Annotated in this window: 15 protein-coding genes; 12 read left to right on the top strand and 3 right to left on the bottom strand. The window is 40.9% G+C overall.

Annotated elements, in window-relative coordinates; translation table 11 throughout:
- Positions 1-145 precede the first annotated feature (145 nt).
- The 5 genes from RCG24_RS07310 to cysC are packed head-to-tail and all read left to right on the top strand — an operon-like array spanning position 146 to position 3,944.
- On the top strand, positions 146-913 hold the full coding sequence (locus RCG24_RS07310; RefSeq protein WP_308078762.1) for a phosphosulfolactate synthase: 768 nt from the start codon (positions 146-148) through the stop codon (positions 911-913).
- Complete coding sequence (locus tag RCG24_RS07305; protein ID WP_308078761.1) at positions 898-1,434, top strand: histidine phosphatase family protein; 537 nt, start codon at positions 898-900, stop codon at positions 1,432-1,434. The genes RCG24_RS07310 and RCG24_RS07305 overlap by 16 nt, the downstream gene beginning before the upstream one ends.
- 13 nt (positions 1,435-1,447) lie before the next feature.
- Complete coding sequence (locus RCG24_RS07300; RefSeq protein WP_308078760.1) at positions 1,448-2,158, top strand: phosphoadenylyl-sulfate reductase; 711 nt, start codon at positions 1,448-1,450, stop codon at positions 2,156-2,158.
- Between the two features lie 30 nt (positions 2,159-2,188).
- Positions 2,189-3,337, top strand: coding sequence for a sulfate adenylyltransferase (gene sat / locus RCG24_RS07295; RefSeq protein WP_308078759.1), 1,149 nt, complete (start codon positions 2,189-2,191; stop codon positions 3,335-3,337).
- Between the two features lie 13 nt (positions 3,338-3,350).
- Entirely contained in the window at positions 3,351-3,944 is a 594-nt protein-coding gene (gene cysC, locus RCG24_RS07290; RefSeq protein ID WP_308078758.1) for an adenylyl-sulfate kinase, read from the top strand.
- A 13-nt stretch (positions 3,945-3,957) separates the two neighbouring features.
- On the opposite strand, the gene RCG24_RS07285 is transcribed toward cysC, so the two are convergent.
- The gene (locus tag RCG24_RS07285; protein WP_308078757.1) at positions 3,958-4,575 is read right to left on the bottom strand and encodes a YitT family protein; all 618 of its coding nucleotides are present in this window, start codon (positions 4,573-4,575) and stop codon (positions 3,958-3,960) included.
- A gap of 419 nt (positions 4,576-4,994) precedes the next feature.
- Between RCG24_RS07285 and RCG24_RS07280 the strand changes: the two genes are divergently transcribed.
- From RCG24_RS07280 to htpG, 3 genes are all read left to right on the top strand, one after another.
- A complete protein-coding gene (locus tag RCG24_RS07280) occupies positions 4,995-6,572 on the top strand; it encodes a PAS domain-containing sensor histidine kinase (RefSeq protein ID WP_308078756.1) in 1,578 nt (525 codons plus the stop codon).
- An 83-nt stretch (positions 6,573-6,655) separates the two neighbouring features.
- The gene (locus RCG24_RS07275) at positions 6,656-7,507 is read left to right on the top strand and encodes a 2OG-Fe(II) oxygenase (RefSeq protein WP_308078755.1); all 852 of its coding nucleotides are present in this window, start codon (positions 6,656-6,658) and stop codon (positions 7,505-7,507) included.
- Positions 7,508-7,645: 138 nt separating this feature from the next.
- Positions 7,646-9,526 carry a molecular chaperone HtpG gene (gene htpG, locus RCG24_RS07270; RefSeq protein ID WP_308078754.1) on the top strand — a complete coding sequence of 627 codons (1,881 nt, stop codon included), beginning with the start codon at positions 7,646-7,648 and terminating at the stop codon, positions 9,524-9,526.
- A 136-nt stretch (positions 9,527-9,662) separates the two neighbouring features.
- Here htpG and RCG24_RS07265 read toward each other — a convergent pair whose 3' ends face one another.
- A complete protein-coding gene (locus tag RCG24_RS07265; protein ID WP_308078753.1) occupies positions 9,663-10,520 on the bottom strand; it encodes an MBL fold metallo-hydrolase in 858 nt (285 codons plus the stop codon).
- Positions 10,521-10,657: 137 nt separating this feature from the next.
- Positions 10,658-11,527 carry a cation diffusion facilitator family transporter gene (locus RCG24_RS07260; protein WP_308079134.1) on the bottom strand — a complete coding sequence of 290 codons (870 nt, stop codon included), beginning with the start codon at positions 11,525-11,527 and terminating at the stop codon, positions 10,658-10,660.
- Positions 11,528-11,760: 233 nt separating this feature from the next.
- On the opposite strand from RCG24_RS07260, the gene RCG24_RS07255 reads away from it, so the two are divergent.
- From RCG24_RS07255 to RCG24_RS07240, 4 genes are all read left to right on the top strand, one after another.
- The gene (locus RCG24_RS07255; protein WP_308078752.1) at positions 11,761-13,323 is read left to right on the top strand and encodes a PucR family transcriptional regulator; all 1,563 of its coding nucleotides are present in this window, start codon (positions 11,761-11,763) and stop codon (positions 13,321-13,323) included.
- Positions 13,324-13,611: 288 nt separating this feature from the next.
- Complete coding sequence (locus RCG24_RS07250) at positions 13,612-15,072, top strand: CoA-acylating methylmalonate-semialdehyde dehydrogenase (protein ID WP_308078751.1); 1,461 nt, start codon at positions 13,612-13,614, stop codon at positions 15,070-15,072.
- Between the two features lie 111 nt (positions 15,073-15,183).
- Positions 15,184-16,524: an aspartate aminotransferase family protein gene (locus RCG24_RS07245; RefSeq protein ID WP_235888069.1), complete on the top strand. Its 1,341-nt coding sequence runs from the start codon at positions 15,184-15,186 to the stop codon at positions 16,522-16,524.
- 312 nt (positions 16,525-16,836) lie between these two features.
- Positions 16,837-17,679 (top strand): aldo/keto reductase, encoded by an 843-nt coding sequence (locus RCG24_RS07240; RefSeq protein WP_202654065.1) that lies wholly within the window; start codon positions 16,837-16,839, stop codon positions 17,677-17,679.
- Positions 17,680-17,718: the final 39 nt, after the last annotated feature.

Genomic DNA, 17,718 nt, shown 5'->3' with positions numbered 1-17,718 from the left:
AAGTAAGCTTTTTTAGCTTTTGAAATGGGAAGAAAGTTTATACAAGGCAAATGCCTAATCTATAAGGAAAATGCCTAATCCTTACACCTTCACCCAATTTTTGAATAATCTATCCTAGAAAAAAGAAGGAGGCGAACGGTTTCCTATGGATTTTCTGACATTGCCAAATAGAACTTCCGGAAAAAGGGCCCATGGATTAACCTCGATTATTGATTTAGGCACGCCGATAGGAGAACTATTTAATTATTTATCTGACTATAGTCATTTAATTGACCTGGCGAAAATTGGAGTTGGATCAGCCTATGTGACACCGAATATTAAGAAGAAAGTTGAACTTTATCAAGAGTTTGACGTTAAACCTTATTGTGGAGGAACTTTATTTGAAAAATGTTACCACCAAAATAAATTGGCGGAATATAAAGCTTTTTTGCATCAATTAGGGATCGAATGGATCGAGATTTCGAATGGAACGCTTGATATTCCCTTGATGGAACGAATAGAAATTATTTCTAATTTAATAGACGAATTTCATGTCATCGCCGAGGTTGGCTCAAAAGATGCTAATCATATTATGCCTGCTTCCAAATGGAAGGAAGAAATTAAGCGTTTATTGGCAGCGGGCTGTGAATATGTCATTACCGAAGGAAGGGATTCCGGCACCTCCGGAATTTATGAAAACGATGGTCATGTAAAATCCGAATTAATTGCGGAACTTTGTAACGAAATCGATTCAAGTAAAATCATTTTTGAAGCCCCTACAGCCAAACAGCAGATGTATTTTATCAAGGAAATCGGTCCGAATGTCAATCTGGGCAATGTAAAGCTTCATGATGTGTTAGTCCTGGAGGCCCAGCGCTGCGGTTTAAGAAGTGAAACATTTTATCTGGAGGACCTTGAATGCGAATTACTTTAATCCGCCACCTTCCTACAGAATGGAACAGGAAACAAAGGCTTCAAGGAAGCCGGGATATCCCAATTTCAGATGTTTCCGATACCGATCAGCGGAGGATTGCCTTCAATCAACAAATTCTCCAATCTCTTTCACCATTTGATATCGTGTTGGCCAGTACACTCAGAAGGACACAGCAAACGGCCCGGCTTTATGGGTATCATCCGGAGACGGAACATTTATTGGATGAATTGAATTTCGGTCGATTTGAAGGCCAATCAAAGGAAAAACTTTTCGAGGATTTCGGGAATGAATGGCTGGAAAACCCGAAAGTGCTTGTTTTAGGTGAGCGGATGGACCACTTCGAAGAACGGATTAGCTTATTTTTAAAAAAATATCAGGCCTATTCCAATATATTAGTGTTTGGTCACGGTTCTTGGATCAGAGCGCTTATTTCACTATCCCGTTACGGCGATATCAACAGGATGAATAAAGTATTAGTCGAAAACAATGATTGCATCACAGTACCGTTCCAAGATGGATAGGAGGGAAACAAACATGCCGGTACCATTAACGTTTGAAAACTGGGACGAAAAAAGGTTAACAGAAATCTTAAAACAATATCCGGATTACTTGGATATATTAAAATGGGCATTTCATGAGTATCAAGATGAAATTGTGTATTCCTGCAGCTTTGGGGCCGAAGGAATTGTGTTGCTAGATTTAATCCATAAAGTTCAAAAAGATGCAAAAATTTTTTTTCTTGATACCGGATTACATTTTCCGGAAACGTACGATTTAATCGAAAAAGTGAAACAACGTTATCCATCTCTTGAGTTTCTAATTGTTAAGCCCAAATTCTCGCTGGCTGAACAAGCTCACGAGTATGGGGAGGAACTTTGGAAAGTAAATCCAAATCTTTGTTGCCAATTGAGAAAGGTTGAGCCGTTAAAAGAAATACTCCAGGAGAAAAAAGCCTGGATATCCGGCCTAAGAAGAGAACAATCTCCTGCAAGACAAAAAACGCAATATATTAATAAAGATGAAAAATTTCATAACATCAAAATTTGCCCGCTGATTCATTGGACGTGGGAGAACATTAGGTCTTATATCGAACTAAATGAACTGGACTATAACCCCTTGCATGACCAAGGGTATCCCAGTATTGGCTGTGCACCATGCACCCTGCCGGTAACCAATTCTTCAGATTTTCGTGCCGGCAGATGGGCGGGGCATCCAAAAACAGAATGTGGTCTACATCAATTATAATTACAGCATTTGACTTGGGAGGGAGAAAGGATGAGTAAAAGTATTCCACATGGTGGAAAGTTGATCAATCGAATCAACCCCGAGTATCCAATCGATTTTTTGCGCCATGATATCGAGATGGATAGCCTTGAACTTAGTGATTTAGAATTGATTGCCAATGGAGCCTATAGTCCGCTTGAGGGATTTATGGGAAAAGCGGATTATGAATCGGTGGTCAACGAAATGCGATTAGCAAATGGCCTTCCCTGGTCATTACCAATCACCCTGGCTGTAACTGAACAAAAGGCAGCGGAAATTGAAATCGGTGAAATCGTCCATTTGGTTGACCATGATCAAATTTATGGTGTGATGGAAGTAACCGAAAAATATTCACCTAATAAAGTAACAGAAGCGGCAATGGTCTATCAAACTACAGATATGGCCCATCCCGGGGTAAAAAAACTGTTCGAACGTCCTGCTGTCTATCTGGGCGGACCGGTAACACTCATTCAAAGGCCGGAAAAGGGACAATTTTCCGACTTCTATTTAGATCCTGTTGACACAAGGCAAAAGTTTGCTGAGTTTGGCTGGAATACCGTGGTAGGATTTCAAACCCGCAATCCGGTTCACCGGGCCCACGAGTATATTCAAAAATCAGCACTAGAGATTGTTGACGGATTATTCTTAAATCCCTTGGTGGGAGAAACAAAGGCTGATGATATTCCGGGTGAAATTCGCATGAAAAGTTATCAAGTATTATTGGATCACTATTATCCAAAGAACCGGGTTTTTCTCTCGGTATTTCCGGCTGCAATGCGCTATGCCGGTCCGCGAGAGGCGATCTTTCATGCCTTAGTGCGGAAAAATTATGGCTGTACCCACTTTATTGTCGGCAGGGATCATGCCGGAGTCGGCAATTATTATGGAACATATGACGCCCAACAAATATTCAGTCATTTTACAGAAGAAGAGCTAGGGATCAAACCGCTATTTTTTGAACACAGCTTTTACTGTAAAAAATGCGAAAACATGGCTTCGGAAAAAACATGTCCGCACGGCAGAGAATTTCATCTGATTCTATCCGGAACGAAGGTAAGAGGGATGCTGGCAAATGGAGAACAGCCCCCAAAGGAGTTCAGCCGTCCGGAGGTTATCGAAATTCTCATTCAAGGGATGAAGGAAATTTACACAAAAAACTAAAAGGGTGTAATGGATGGGAAAGAATATTACTTGGCATCAATCTACAGTAACAAAAACAAATCGACAGGAAATGAATGGTCATAGAAGCTGTGTATTATGGTTTACAGGATTATCGGGTTCAGGAAAGTCCACTTTAGCCAATGCGGTCGACCACGCTTTGTTTTCTCAAGGATTTAATAGTTATGTTCTCGATGGTGATAATATCCGCCATGGGTTAAACAGTGATTTAGGTTTTACCAAAGAAGACCGCAGAGAAAATATCCGCAGGATTGGCGAAGTGGCAAGGCTGTTTGTTGACAGCGGACAAATTGTTCTGACCGCCTTTATTTCTCCTTTCCTTGAGGATCGGGAATTAGTCCGTAAAATGTTTCCTAAGGATGAGTTCATCGAGATCTATTTACATTGCCCCATCGAAGTATGCGAAACAAGGGATCCGAAAGGCTTATATAAAAAGGCGCGAATAGGGGAAATCTCCGAATTTACCGGCATATCCTCGCCATATGAAGCGCCTCGCCAGGCGGAAATTGTGATTGAAACAAATAAATTGACAATTGAACAATCGGTAAAGCAGATCATGTTATATTTAATAGAAAGGAAGATCCTTTAAATCGGGATCTCCCTTATCTTTTTCGCCAATTTGCAGATAAGAATAATAATTGATGAAAATTTAACTGATAGATAAAGTCGATAATATTGGTAGAAAAAAATTGGCAAATGATCGCATAAATGACGATTTGATAATTGATCACCATAGCAGTACAAACAAAAATAAGCAGATTAATTCCCATCATCACTTTCCCGGGACTCCAGCGTTTATAGGAAGCAATCATCAACGCCGGGATGACCATTCCGCCGCTTGATGCTCCTGCCCGAATCAATAAACCGACCCCCACCCCAAAGAGAACGGCTCCTGCTGCTAAATCGAACAAAATATGCACATGTATGTGGGGAACGTGAGAGGTGATAATGGAAACGACTGTGGAGGTGGTTGCCACTGAAAGAATGGTTCGAAACGTCCAAGAATAGCCAAAATATTTTAATGCAAACAAAAGAAAAACGATATTTGCAAGCCATAAGGAAAAACCTAGCGACAAATTAAACCAATGATTCATTAAAATGGCCAGGCCTGCTGCTCCTCCGGAAGGGATGGAATGAGGAAACAAAAACAAGGACATTGACATGCCTTGCAAAGTGGCACCAAATAGTAAACAGAAATAAGTTAAGATTTGTTTTTTCATTGTTACGTGAAATCCACCCAAATTGGTTGATTAAGTTGCTTTACTTTCACATCCATTCCTCCCAAGGACATGCCTTCTTGTCCATTTTATGATTGGAGCAATCCGAATATGTTGAAAAGGTTGTAGATGCGAAAGCCAGATTTCTAATCAATAAATGAATAATATGGAAAATAAAAGTAATTCTTATATTGAAAATGAAATCAATTAAGATTAAAATTATATTAGGATAAGAGAAACAATGTATTTAAACTATAAGGTAATAAATGGTGAGAATGAGCTAGGCAAACTTTGCACTAGTCATGAGTCAAATTAGAAATAGAAAATTTGTCTATTTTTAATTTGGCTTTTTTGGCTAATAGGAAGGATAAAATTATTCTTAATTCTATACTTCCTATGTCGCATAAATTCAACTACGCCTCATGAACCGCATTACGGACTCGACAGTCGGCGAGTTTATATTTAATCATAGTATTCAGGAAAGGAATTTAAAGAGAGAGATGGACAGTTCGATATCAAGTATTAAAAAAGAAAAAAGGAAAATACTAGAAAATTATATCAAAGAAAAACTGAGCCGCTACAACCCGCTCTTTGCCAGTGATTCCGATGCCATATATATTATGGATTTAGACGGCTATTTTATCCCTTTAAATCCTGCATGCTCGCTGTTGTTTGGCTATAATGAGGAACAGTTCTCGCAAATGACGTATATGAAAATTGTTTCATTAGATCATTTAGACCGGGCACTTTCTTACTTTTATAAATCGTTGGAAGGAAAATTACAAAATTTTGATTGTCAAATCAACCATAAAAGTGGGAAAATTCTCGATGTCAATATTACCAATTATCCGATCGTCATTAATGATGAAATTGTCGGCGTTTATGGCGTTGCTAAAGATATTACTCAAATAAAACGAAAACGAAAAGTTATATCTGATGAAATTCGCCAACGGGAGGAAATTTATCGGGAAATTGTGGAACACTCCCCGGATGCGGTTATCATTTCCGGAAAAGATAATATATTGTTTGCCAATGATACAGCTGTAAAATTATTTGGCGTATCGAATAAGGCAGATTTGATTGGGAAAACGATGCTTGATTTTATCCATCCATCTTATATGGAAGTGGTAAAAAACCGGATTAAAGAGGTTGAAAATGGAAAGCCAGTTGGTTTTTTTGAACAAATCCTAATCCGCAATGATGGTTCTAGTTTTGACGCCGAAGTGAAAGCGATTCCGACCATTTTTCAACATGAACCTGCACGACACATTATTGTTCGGGATATTACGGAGAGGAAAAAAACACAACAATTACTACTCCAATCTGAAAAGTTATCCGTCGCTGGTCAGCTTGCGGCTGGGATTGCGCACGAAATCAGAAATCCGCTGACGGCGATCAAAGGTTTTCTCCAGCTGCTGGAGGCAAACTCTGATAGCAATCTTTCCTATCTTGAAATCATCAAATCTGAAATGAGTCGAATCGAGTTGATTCTAAGTGAATTACTCATATTGGCAAGACCACAGGAATTAAAATTTAAACAGACGGATTTCAGCAAAATCTTGGAACATGTGAAGGCACTGATTGATACACAAGCGATCATGACTAATATTAAGATCAATATCCATTATTTGTCCGATATTCCACCGGTTCGCTGTGATGAAAATCATTTGAAGCAAGTATTTATCAATTTATTGAAAAATTCGATTGAGGCCATGCCCGATGGCGGGGAAATCAATATCCATGTTGAAACAGATGGAGGAAAACAACTGAAAGTTACGTTCATTGATGAAGGATGCGGGATTCCCCAGGAGCATCTTGATCGAATTGGTCAACCCTTTTTTTCAACAAAAGATGGAGGGACCGGGTTAGGTCTAATGATCAGCAAGCAAATTATTGAAAATCATAATGGTTCTTTCCAAATTCACAGTAATCAGAAGGGAACAATCATTGAAGTGACCCTGCCAATCGATGAAAATGGCGGCGAAGGCGAGCAGCGATAATTCTGTTCGCTTTTTTCAAAACGTTTTTCTAGATTATGATAAAATAATTCTCAAAGCTAACGTTGAAAAAGAGGGGATAATAAATGGAAAAAATAACCCATATTTCGGTGGAGTTACGAGACTGGATTGCCAATACGCTGAAAACTGGTGCCAGCCCGGAGGCAATTGCCAATGCCATGATAAAAAAAGGTTTTGACCCGATTTTTGTTTATAGAACCTTGTTAAAGCTTGTTAATAATACGCCTGTTGAGGCACTCGCAGGTGAACAGCAGCCTTATATCTATGAAATCCCGGAAATAGGTCAAAAAGGAAACATCATTGCGACATCCGACCGTGACATAAAAGTCCTAATGCGAGTGGAAAAACCATTTATCCTTTATTTGGAAAATATGTTAAGTGAAGAAGAGTGTGATGAATTGATTGCCCTCTCGAAAAATCGTTTAAAGCCATCACGAGTGGTGGATACTGCAACTGGAGAAATAAAAACGGTTCCCGGCCGGACAAGTTCAGGTACTTATTATCGCCTGAGTGAGACGCCGCTCATTGCAACGATAGAAAAGAGAATCGAAGAATTAACCAATTTTCCGATCGAAAATGGCGAGGGGCTTCAGGTTCTGCATTATAAAGTGGGGGAAGAATATAAACCGCATTTTGATTATTTTCCTGCCAGCAAGATTAATCAGAATACAGGTGGTCAGCGGATTGCAACGGTTTTAATCTATTTAAATGACGTCCCTCAAGGCGGTGAAACGATTTTCCCAAAGGCCGGGGTCTCGATCACACCGAAAAAAGGAGCGGCCGCCTTTTTTCATTATGGAAACAGTAAAGGGCAAGTAGACAGAATGTCGGTGCACAGCAGTATTCCCGTCCTCAAGGGGGAAAAATGGGTGGCAACGAAATGGCTTCGTCAAAGCGAAATCCTCAAACGATCGTAACTTGATAATTGACTAAGAGTTGAATTTGTGGTATGAAAAATAGTGGTTAGCACTCTTGATGGGAGAGTGCTAATTGTTTGCCTTGACGCCTTTCTAACGATTATAATGACAATGTCAAAAATTGAAGGAGAGATCAGTATGGAAACAAAGCAATTTAAAGCAGAGTCGAAACGGATATTAGACATGATGATTCATTCCATTTATACTCATCATGAAATCTTTTTACGTGAGCTTATTTCTAATGCCAGCGACGCAATTGATAAAATTTACTATAAGGCGTTGACAAATGATTCCTTAACGTTTGATAAAGATCAATACTACATAAAAGTGGTCGCAGATAAAGACAACAGAACCTTGAAAATTATTGATACCGGGATTGGGATGACTCGGGAAGAACTCGAAAATAATCTTGGTACCATTGCCAAGAGCGGCTCTTTGGCATTTAAAAACGAGAACGAATTAAAAGATGGCTATGATATTATCGGGCAATTTGGGGTTGGTTTTTATTCGGCCTTTATGGTTGCCGATGTGGTGACGGTTATCAGCAAGGCTTTAGGCAGTGAAGAAGCATATAAGTGGGAATCGAAGGGTGCGGAAGGCTACACGATTACGCCATGCGAAAAGGATTCCGTCGGGACGGAAGTCATTTTAAAAATAAAGGAAAATACCGAAGACGAGAAGTATGACGAATATCTTGAAGAGTACCGCTTAAAAGAGATTATTAAAAAGTTTTCCGATTTCATCCGCTACCCTATTAAAATGGATGTAACCACAAGCAAGTTAAAAGAAGGCAGCGAAAAGGAATACGAGGAAGTTGTTGAGGAACAAGTTATCAACAGTATGGTACCGATTTGGCGCAAAAATAAAAATGAGTTAACACAGGAAGATTACGATAACTTCTATGCCGAAAAACGTTACGGCTTTGATAAGCCGCTGAAATCTATCCATATCAAAGTAGATGGAGCCGTTAGATATAATGCGATTCTCTATATTCCGGAAAAAATTCCGTTTGACTATTATTCCCCGGAATATGAGAAGGGGCTGGAGCTGTATTCCAGCGGCGTGCTGATTATGAATAAATGCGCCGACCTGCTTCCTGATTACTTCAGCTTTGTCAAAGGGATGGTTGATTCTGAAGATTTATCGCTGAATATCTCCAGAGAAATGCTCCAGCATGACCGTCAATTAAAGCTGATCGCAAAAAACATCAATAAAAAAATTAAAAGTGAATTGCAAAGTTTATTAAAAAATGAACGCGATAAATATGTAGAATTCTACAAATCCTTCGGGAGACAATTGAAATTTGGGGTTTACAGCGATTTTGGCATGCATAAAGAGGAATTGCAGGATCTTTTGATGTTCTATTCTTCGAAAGAGAAGAAGTTGGTAACCTTAGAGGAATATGTCTCAAGAATGCCGGAAGAGCAAAAATATATTTATTATGCTGTCGGTGAAACCAATGAACGAATTGAAAAACTGCCACAAACGGAATTAGTGGCGGATAAAGGCTATGAGATTCTCTACTTCACCGAAGATATTGACGAATTTGCGATTAAAGTCATTATGAACTACAAGGACAAGGAATTTAAGTCCGTATCCAGCGGTGATTTAGGGATTGAGGGGGATGACACGGTTAAGGAAACTGCAGCTGAAGAAGCTGAAAACAAAGAATTGTTTGAAGCAATGAAGGCTGCCCTTGGTGACAAAGTAAAGGCTGTTCGTGTTTCCAAACGATTGAAATCACATCCGGTTTGCTTAACGGCGGATGGAGACGTCTCGATTGAAATGGAGAAAGTCCTGAATGCGATGCCAAATAATCAAAACATTAAAGCTGACAAAGTACTGGAAATCAATGTCAATCACAGTGTATTCCAATCATTGAAAGATGCTTTTGCCAACGACAAAGAGAAGCTGGCGTTGTACACCAGCCTGTTGTACAACCAGGCGCTCTTAATCGAAGGTCTTCCAATCGAAGATCCAGTAGAATTTACTAACAACATCTGCAAAGTCATGGTTTAAAAAAGAAATTAGGGTGTCAGGCACGATGTGGAAATTGCACAAAGTGCCTGACACCTTTTTTAGCTAAAAAGAAAGGATAAATTCAACTACGCCTCATGAACCGTCCTTAAGGATTCGCCAGTCAGCGAGTTTTTATTTAATGGGGATTTCTGTCAGTGTATTTTCCGTAGTCAGGAATGGCGATTTGCGCGAATTCATTGACGAGTCTTTCCAGTCCCATTGTCAGCGGCTCACCGGACATGGGGACACCGTGTCCGGTGATGGCAGTACTTGGATGCAAGTCCCGCAATTTTTTAACGGAATCCCAAGCTGCCTGCCAATCCGTTGTCAGGTATCTGGGAGGTCCATTTATTTCTTCTTCCTGGATTATGACCTTATATAATGAATCCTGCCGGACGGTGATAAAGGCGTCACCGGCAATTAACATCCGATCTTGCTCACGAAAGAAAGATACATGTCCCGGTGAGTGTCCTGGTGTATGAATCCAGCGGAAACCGGACAGATGCGGAACCGTTCCATCCGCGGGGAGAGGGTTCACCTGGTGTCCGATATTTATCGGCTCATTAGGAAACATAAACGACATTTTGGCTACCATTCCCCCCTCCACAGATGGATCAGGTTCGGGATATTTTGTTTTCCCGGTTAGGAAGGGCAGCTCCAGTTCATGAGCATAGACAGGAACCTGCCAATGCTTTACTAATTCAATAATGGCGCCTACATGGTCAAAATGTCCATGGGTTAAAACAATTGCCTGCGGCTTGCTACCGGCGCCATAGCGCTCTTCGGTTAAGGCAATGATATCATCGGCGGAACCGGGCATCCCGGCATCGACCAAAACGAACTCTTTTGCTCCTGGAGCTCCCACTAAGCAAATATTGACAATCTGAATAGTATGGCAGTACACATCCGCTGCCACCGAAACGCCCACCCCGCTGCCAATTGAAGTCGCCGGAATAAATTTGTAATCACTACCGTAAGACAACTCTTGTTCCATCAGCTTAACTCCTTATCAACATAATATACATAGTTTGAAACAGACAACGTTTGTTTATGCACAATCCAGAAGTCTAAGGCAAATGAAAAAGCAGATAATTTAATAGTCTGCCGCTAAGAAAAGATCAACATCTATTTTCAATTTGGTTCTACATGGACATTGACATCATAAACATTATGTTTGTTCATCAGTGCTGTTTCGACCTTGGTCGCGACATCATGGGCTTCGCGGATATTCAAATTGGAATTAACCAAGATGACAACATCGACAACAGCGTTATTGCCATAGCTTCTGGCCTTGATATCTTTAATCCCTTTCACTCCAATAATTCCTTGAACCGTCTCTTTAAAGGCAGAGATTTGCTTGACATCAAAGCCATCTGTTAAATTATGAGAGGTGTCACGAAAAATTTTCCAAGCCGTATAACAGATTAAGATCCCAACAATTACCGCTGTAACCGGGTCGAGCCACGGAAGGTGGAATTGGGCACCGATGATTCCGAGTGCTGCGCCAACACTGACCATGGCATCTGATAAATTATCTTTAGCAGCGGCCATAACCGCCTGGCTGTCGATTTTTTTTGCTAAATTCAGATTGTAACGGTAGACAAGAAACATTGCAGCAGCTGAGACTAATCCAGTCACTGCTGCAATTGGATCCGGAGATTCTTCTTTGCCGTTAAGTACTGTGGTAAATGCTTCGATTAAAACTTCAATCCCTACAACCATCATGATAAAAGAAGCAACCATAGAGGCGACAGTTTCAGCTTTCCAATGACCGTAAGGATGGTCCATATCTGCCGGTTTTTGTGATAATTTTAGACCAATTAAGACAACAATTGAGGAGATAATATCAGTTGTATTATTTAGTCCATCAGCCTTAAGTGCATTAGAATTCGCCACATAACCAACAGCTAATTTGATTATGGATAAACACAAGTAAGCAAAAATACTAAGGATTGCCCCTTGTTCTCCTTTTTTTAAAGATAAGTATTTTTCTTCATTCATCATAAATGCCCCCACACTTGTCTTGTCCCAATTTAATCATATCAATCGGATGTGGGTGGGTCTAGAGAAACCTTTTTAGCCAGCGATTACATTTGTAATGCGGGTTAAAAAAGTTTCCTCGGTCAAAGTTATATGGATTGAAAGTGTAATATTTCCTCTTTTTTCTACAAATAGAATGTAGTAAATTGTAAGAATAATTGTGATAGTTTTCTTCAAGAAGGTGGTGATCAGCTTTGCGACATGATGGCAGACTGACAGTAAAGGAAATATTAGAAAATCGAAATTTTCGCGATGCTGAAGTGATAGCGGGAAAAGAGGGGCTCGAGCGGACTGTCAAATGGATTCACATCATGGAAGTGGCGGGAATTGAAGAACTTTTAAACGGCAATGAATTAATTCTCTCCACAGGGGTGGGTTGGAAGGAAAGCAAGCAGCTTTTTCTGACTGTTTTCGAAAAATTGATAGATTCCGGGGCATCTGGAATTTGCATTGAATTAGGAACGTACATTCCATCGATTCCTAACGAAATTATTCAACTAGCTAATCGCCGTCATTTTCCGTTAATTGTTTTTCATCATAAAGTACGCTTCGTCGACATCACTCAAGATGTAAACTCGCTTCTAATTAAGAAACACTATCAAATGATTTCAGATTTAGAAGAATACTCTAATCAGTTAAATCAATTACTGCTAACATCCCATTCGGAACAAAAGATTCTCAGGTTTCTGCATGAACATTTGAAAATGGATGTATTATTTACCCCCGTTCAAGGGAAAGTACAATATTTATCGAAGCAGTCTGGACAGGATCTGAAATTTATTCTCCCCTTGATCAAAGAAGACAATAGTCATATTGTCCGCCGGGAAATCCAAGCCTTACAGCAAAAATTGGCAGATTTAACGATCATTTCAGAATCAAATCCGGTTTCAGAGTATGAAAAGATCATTTTAGACCGGACGGCTACAGCTTTAGCACAAAACGCACTACGTGAATTATATTTTGAAGAACGGCGAAAAACGATCGAAGCCGAATGGATTCAAAAATGGCTTGATGGAGTATTAAACGAAGACCAAATCCATCGCCGTATTACCGAGTTAGAGCCAAATCGGAAACCAACTGGTTGCATCGCCTGTTTATGGAAAATTGCCCATATTGGGGCCAATCATCTGGAGGAAACTCATTTGAAAATTCTCTTCCGCTCCGTTTTTCAAACGCAAGGGTTTGCCCTGTTTTCAACAATGAGAAAAAACTTTCTTGTTTTTATTCTGGTTAATGTGCGCAATAGAAACGATTGGAAACAACGAATGGAAGCAGGTCTCCAGCAAATTGAAAACACATTGGAGATGGTACCTCAAATTGCGGTCGGCAAGTTTGTTGATAAGGTAACGGAAGTTAAAAAGAGTTATCAAACAGCGGAAGATACCATGAATATTCTGGAAGGCAGCCAACATGAAGCTTTCAAGCGCTTTTACGATGATTTGTACATCTACCGGCTTTTTTCATTGATCGGTGAGCCAGAACTGATTGATTTCGTCCATGATCATCTAGGTCCTGTTATCAACTATGATCGCGAGAATAATGGGAAATTATTAGAAACATTAAAAGTGTATCTAATGTGTAATGGTTCGAAAAAAGAAACCGCATCCCAACTATTTATTGTCCGCCAAACACTGTACCAACGACTGCAAAAGATAGTCGAATTACTGGGTGAAGATTTTATGAGAAGCCCGAAACGGCAAGCTATCGAATTTGCGCTAACAGCTTATGGTTACCTATCCCCGGCCAGCATAACATAATCAGGTGAAACCAGTTGGTTTTGCCTTTTTTTGGCTAATAGGAAGTATAAAATTTATCCTAATTTTATATTTTCTATGTCGCATAAATTCAACTACGCCTCATGAACCGTCGTTACGGACTCGCCAGTCGGTGAGTTTACATTTGTCTAAATATCGGACATTTTGGTTAATAATTGCCTAAATGTTTAGAAATTTATAAAAATAAACTGACATTATGTCTAATGAATGCGCTTTCGCTTACGGATATAATAGTTTCACAGGCAAAAAATCATATCAGGAGGTTTAAACATGACTGTGACACAAGACTTGCAGATTTTGAAAAACTATATCGGCGGACAGTGGGTCGATTCATCAAGCACGCAAATCGAAGAGGTACCAAACCCGGCAACCGGGGAAATTCTTGCCCGGGTTCCACTTTCTACGAGAGAAGATTTGGATTTGGCTGTTACAGCAGCTAAAAAGGCCTATCAATCATGGCGGAAGGTTGCCGTTCCTAGGCGTGCTCGAATTCTGTTCCGCTATCAACAGCTGTTAGTAGATCATTGGCAGGAATTAGCCAAGCTGATTACGTTAGAAAATGGAAAAAGCTATGAGGAAGCATATGGGGAAGTGCAACGAGGGATTGAATGTGTCGAATTTGCCGCTGGAGCACCGACGTTAATGATGGGAAATCAACTCCCAGATATTGCTACAGAGATTGAATCAGGGATGTACCGTTATCCAATCGGGGTCATTGGCGGCATTACCCCATTTAACTTTCCAATGATGGTTCCTTGCTGGATGTTTCCACTAGCGATTGCCTGCGGAAATACATTTGTCCTGAAACCATCTGAGAGAACACCGCTGTTGGCGAACCGCCTGGCAGAACTTTTTAAAGAAGCCGGACTGCCGGATGGTGTTTTAAACATCGTTCATGGTGCACATGATGTCGTAAACGGCATTCTCGAACATGAGGATGTAAAGGCTGTTTCCTTTGTCGGTTCCCAGCCGGTCGCCGAATATGTTTACAAAACAGCTGCCGCCAATGGTAAACGTGTCCAAGCGCTTGCCGGGGCAAAAAACCACTCCATTGTCATGCCGGATGCTGACTTGGACAATGCCGTGAAAAATATTATTGGCGCAGCCTTTGGATCTGCCGGGGAACGTTGTATGGCCGCATCCGTCGTAGTCGCGGTCGGCAACATTGCCGACGAATTAATCAGCCGCTTAAAGCAGGCTGCAGATGAAATCAAGATTGGAAATGGCATGGATGAGGATGTATTCCTTGGGCCGGTTATTCGTGAATCCCATAAAAAACGGACGCTTGACTATATCGAACTGGGCGAAAAAGAGGGGGCAACATTAATCCGTGACGGCAGGAAAGATCAGGTGGAGGATCAAGGATATTTTGTGGGGCCAACCATTTTTGACCATGTCCAAACGAATATGAAAATTTGGCAGGATGAAATTTTTGCCCCTGTTCTCTCCATTGTCCGTGTTGATAGTTTAGAAGAGGCAATTGAATTAACCAATAAATCCGAGTTTGCTAACGGGGCATGTTTGTATACCGACAGTGCCAAGGCGATTCGCCAATTCCGTGATGAAATTGACGCCGGCATGCTTGGGATTAATCTTGGAGTCCCGGCACCGATGGCCTTTTTCCCATTCTCTGGTTACAAAAAATCTTTTTATGGCGATCTCCATGCCAATGGTAAAGATGGGGTAGAATTCTATACTCGCAAGAAAATGCTTACAGCCCGTTATTTATAAACTGAAACTACAAGGGCAGCTATCTCCCAACTTGAACTTCTGCGTTTTTTACTATAGCTTTGGAGGAGGTCTTACTGCCCGTTAAAGCGAGATAAAATGTAGATGGGAATGATGATAATGGAAACGCAAACGAAAAATTTTCAAGAAATCGATGAAAAATATTTGTGGCATGCAATGCGTGGTGCAGGGCCAAGCCCGTCCAATTTAATTATTACCAAGGCAGAAGGGGCCTGGGTCACGGATATTAACGGAAACCGCTATTTGGACGGAATGTCTGGACTTTGGTGCGTAAATGTCGGCTACGGTCGGAAGGAACTGGCGAAGGCGGCTTACGAACAACTGGAGGAAATGCCGTACTTCCCATTATCCCAAAGCCACCTGCCTGCTATTAAACTGGCCGAAAAACTGAACGAATGGCTGAGTGATGATTACGTTATTTTCTTTTCTAACAGTGGATCGGAAGCAAATGAAACTGCCTTTAAAATTGCTCGCCAATATCACCATCAAAAAGGGAATCCCGGGCGTTATAAATTTATCTCGCGTTATCGTGCCTATCACGGCAATTCTATGGGAGCGCTGGCAGCAACTGGACAGGCGCAAAGAAAGTATAAATATGAGCCGCTCGGTCAAGGATTTCTTCATGTCGCTCCTCCCGACACGTATCGCCACCCTGAGGACGTGGAGACGTTAGCAAGCGCGGAAGAAATCGACCGCGTCATGACATGGGAATTAAGTGAGACGATTGCCGGAGTCATTATGGAACCGATTATCACCGGCGGAGGTATTTTAATGCCGCCTGACGGCTATATGGCCAGGGTGAAAGAAATTTGTGAAAAACATGGTGCCCTGTTAATCAGTGATGAAGTGATTTGTGGCTTTGGCCGCACCGGAAAACCTTTCGGCTTCATGAATTACGGGGTAAAGCCTGATATTGTTACCATGGCCAAAGGCATTACCAGTGCCTATCTGCCATTATCCGCTACAGCCGTTAAAAGAGAAATTTATGAGACCTATATCGGCAGTGATGACTATGATCGTTTCCGCCATGTCAACACATTTGGCGGCAATCCGGCGGCCTGTGCTCTGGCATTGAAAAATCTCGAGATCATGGAAAAGGAAAATTTAGTAGAGCGGTCAAAAGAATTGGGAGAACGGTTGTTACAAGAATTAGCAGAGTTAAAGGAACATCCGAATGTGGGCGATGTTCGCGGCAAAGGCTTGCTTATAGGGATTGAATTAGTCGAAGACAAACAAACGAAACAGCCAGCTGCTGTCGAAAAACTGAATAAAGTCATGAACAGCTGCAGGGCAAAGGGCTTAATTGTCGGTAAGAATGGTGATACAGTTGCCGGTTTCAATAATATTTTGCAGCTTTCACCGCCATTAAGTATCACCGAAGAAGATCTTGCATTTATCGTAAGGACGCTTAAAGAAAGCATTGGGGAACTTTAATATATCAAGGCTTTGGCGGCCGCTATATTAGGGCTGCCAAAGCTCTTGGAAACTTGATTCAATGCGTTCGCAAGTAACCCTTACCCTGTTAATTGCCGTCTTAGTTGTCGGGTCATTTTTCCTAAAAAGAAACAAGCAAGGGGAAGTATCAAAAAGTGAGACCCACGATTCCGAGGCAGTATAGAAAAATATTCTTTAATCAAGCACTCATCTCAAGATGGGTGCTTTTTTAGCGAGGTTTTCTTGTTGGATAGTTTTTCTAATTTGATGTACTATAAAGATGTAGGTTATGTAGAGAAAGGAGTAATGATAATGGCAACCAGTTTGACAGATACTACGACATTACATAACGGCGTGAAAATGCCTTGGTTTGGACTTGGTGTTTTTAAAGTGAAAGAGGGTTCAGAGGTCATTGAATCCGTAAGAGCGGCGCTAAAGCATGGTTATCGCGCAATCGACACAGCTGCCGTCTATCAAAATGAAGAAGGCGTCGGCAAAGCGATTAAAGAATCAGGCGTGCCAAGGGAAGAAATATTTATTACCTCGAAGGTTTGGAATTCTGATCAAGGTTATGAATCTACCCTTCAGGCGTATGAAACAAGTCTAAAGAAGCTGGGGTTAGACTATTTGGATCTATACTTAATCCATTGGCCTGGTAAAAATAAATTTAAAGAGACCTGGAAGGCACTGGAAAAGCTATATAAAGACGGAAGAGTGCGTGCTATTGGTGTCAGCAATTTCAAAATTCACCATCTGGAGGAATTATTGAAGGATTGCGAAATTAAACCAATGGTTAACCAAGTAGAATTTCATCCACACTTAACGCAAAAGGATTTGCTGGCCTATTGTCAAAAAGAGGGGATCCAGCTAGAGGCATGGTCACCGCTGAAGCAGGGGCAGCTGGTTAACGATCCAGTTTTAACTGAAATTGGTAAGAAGTATGGAAAATCAGCGGTACAAGTCATCCTGCGCTGGGACTTACAAAACAAAGTTGTGACGATTCCAAAATCAATCAAAGAGCAACGAATTATTGACAATGCCAATATTTTTGATTTTGAATTAACGGCCGAAGACATGGAAACCATCGATGGATTAAACAAAGATGAACGAGTTGGTTCTGACCCGGATGTTATGATGGTTGGATTTACTGACTAATATATGTAAAAAGCTGGCGAACAGTCGGAACTGTTTGCC

Origin of the sequence: Neobacillus sp. OS1-32, assembly GCF_030915425.1 — a bacterium.
In the GTDB taxonomy this organism is placed as follows: Bacteria; Bacillota; Bacilli; order Bacillales; family Cytobacillaceae; genus Neobacillus; species Neobacillus paridis.
This window is presented reverse-complemented; position numbering and strand designations above follow the sequence as displayed.

What these genes read in the sequence shown, in the direction of transcription:
- RCG24_RS07310 (WP_308078762.1), top strand. Translation starts at nt 146, where the DNA reads ATGGATTTTCTGACATTGCCAAATAGAACTTCCGGAAAAAGGGCCCAT.
- sat (WP_308078759.1), top strand. Translation starts at nt 2,189, where the DNA reads ATGAGTAAAAGTATTCCACATGGTGGAAAGTTGATCAATCGAATCAAC.
- RCG24_RS07300 (WP_308078760.1), top strand. Translation starts at nt 1,448, where the DNA reads ATGCCGGTACCATTAACGTTTGAAAACTGGGACGAAAAAAGGTTAACA.
- RCG24_RS07245 (WP_235888069.1), top strand. Translation starts at nt 15,184, where the DNA reads ATGATAATGGAAACGCAAACGAAAAATTTTCAAGAAATCGATGAAAAA.
- RCG24_RS07265 (WP_308078753.1), bottom strand. Translation starts at nt 10,520, where the DNA reads ATGGAACAAGAGTTGTCTTACGGTAGTGATTACAAATTTATTCCGGCG.
- RCG24_RS07250 (WP_308078751.1), top strand. Translation starts at nt 13,612, where the DNA reads ATGACTGTGACACAAGACTTGCAGATTTTGAAAAACTATATCGGCGGA.
- RCG24_RS07275 (WP_308078755.1), top strand. Translation starts at nt 6,656, where the DNA reads ATGGAAAAAATAACCCATATTTCGGTGGAGTTACGAGACTGGATTGCC.
- cysC (WP_308078758.1), top strand. Translation starts at nt 3,351, where the DNA reads ATGGGAAAGAATATTACTTGGCATCAATCTACAGTAACAAAAACAAAT.
- RCG24_RS07285 (WP_308078757.1), bottom strand. Translation starts at nt 4,575, where the DNA reads ATGAAAAAACAAATCTTAACTTATTTCTGTTTACTATTTGGTGCCACT.
- RCG24_RS07280 (WP_308078756.1), top strand. Translation starts at nt 4,995, where the DNA reads ATGAACCGCATTACGGACTCGACAGTCGGCGAGTTTATATTTAATCAT.
- RCG24_RS07305 (WP_308078761.1), top strand. Translation starts at nt 898, where the DNA reads ATGCGAATTACTTTAATCCGCCACCTTCCTACAGAATGGAACAGGAAA.
- RCG24_RS07240 (WP_202654065.1), top strand. Translation starts at nt 16,837, where the DNA reads ATGGCAACCAGTTTGACAGATACTACGACATTACATAACGGCGTGAAA.
- RCG24_RS07260 (WP_308079134.1), bottom strand. Translation starts at nt 11,527, where the DNA reads ATGAATGAAGAAAAATACTTATCTTTAAAAAAAGGAGAACAAGGGGCA.
- htpG (WP_308078754.1), top strand. Translation starts at nt 7,646, where the DNA reads ATGGAAACAAAGCAATTTAAAGCAGAGTCGAAACGGATATTAGACATG.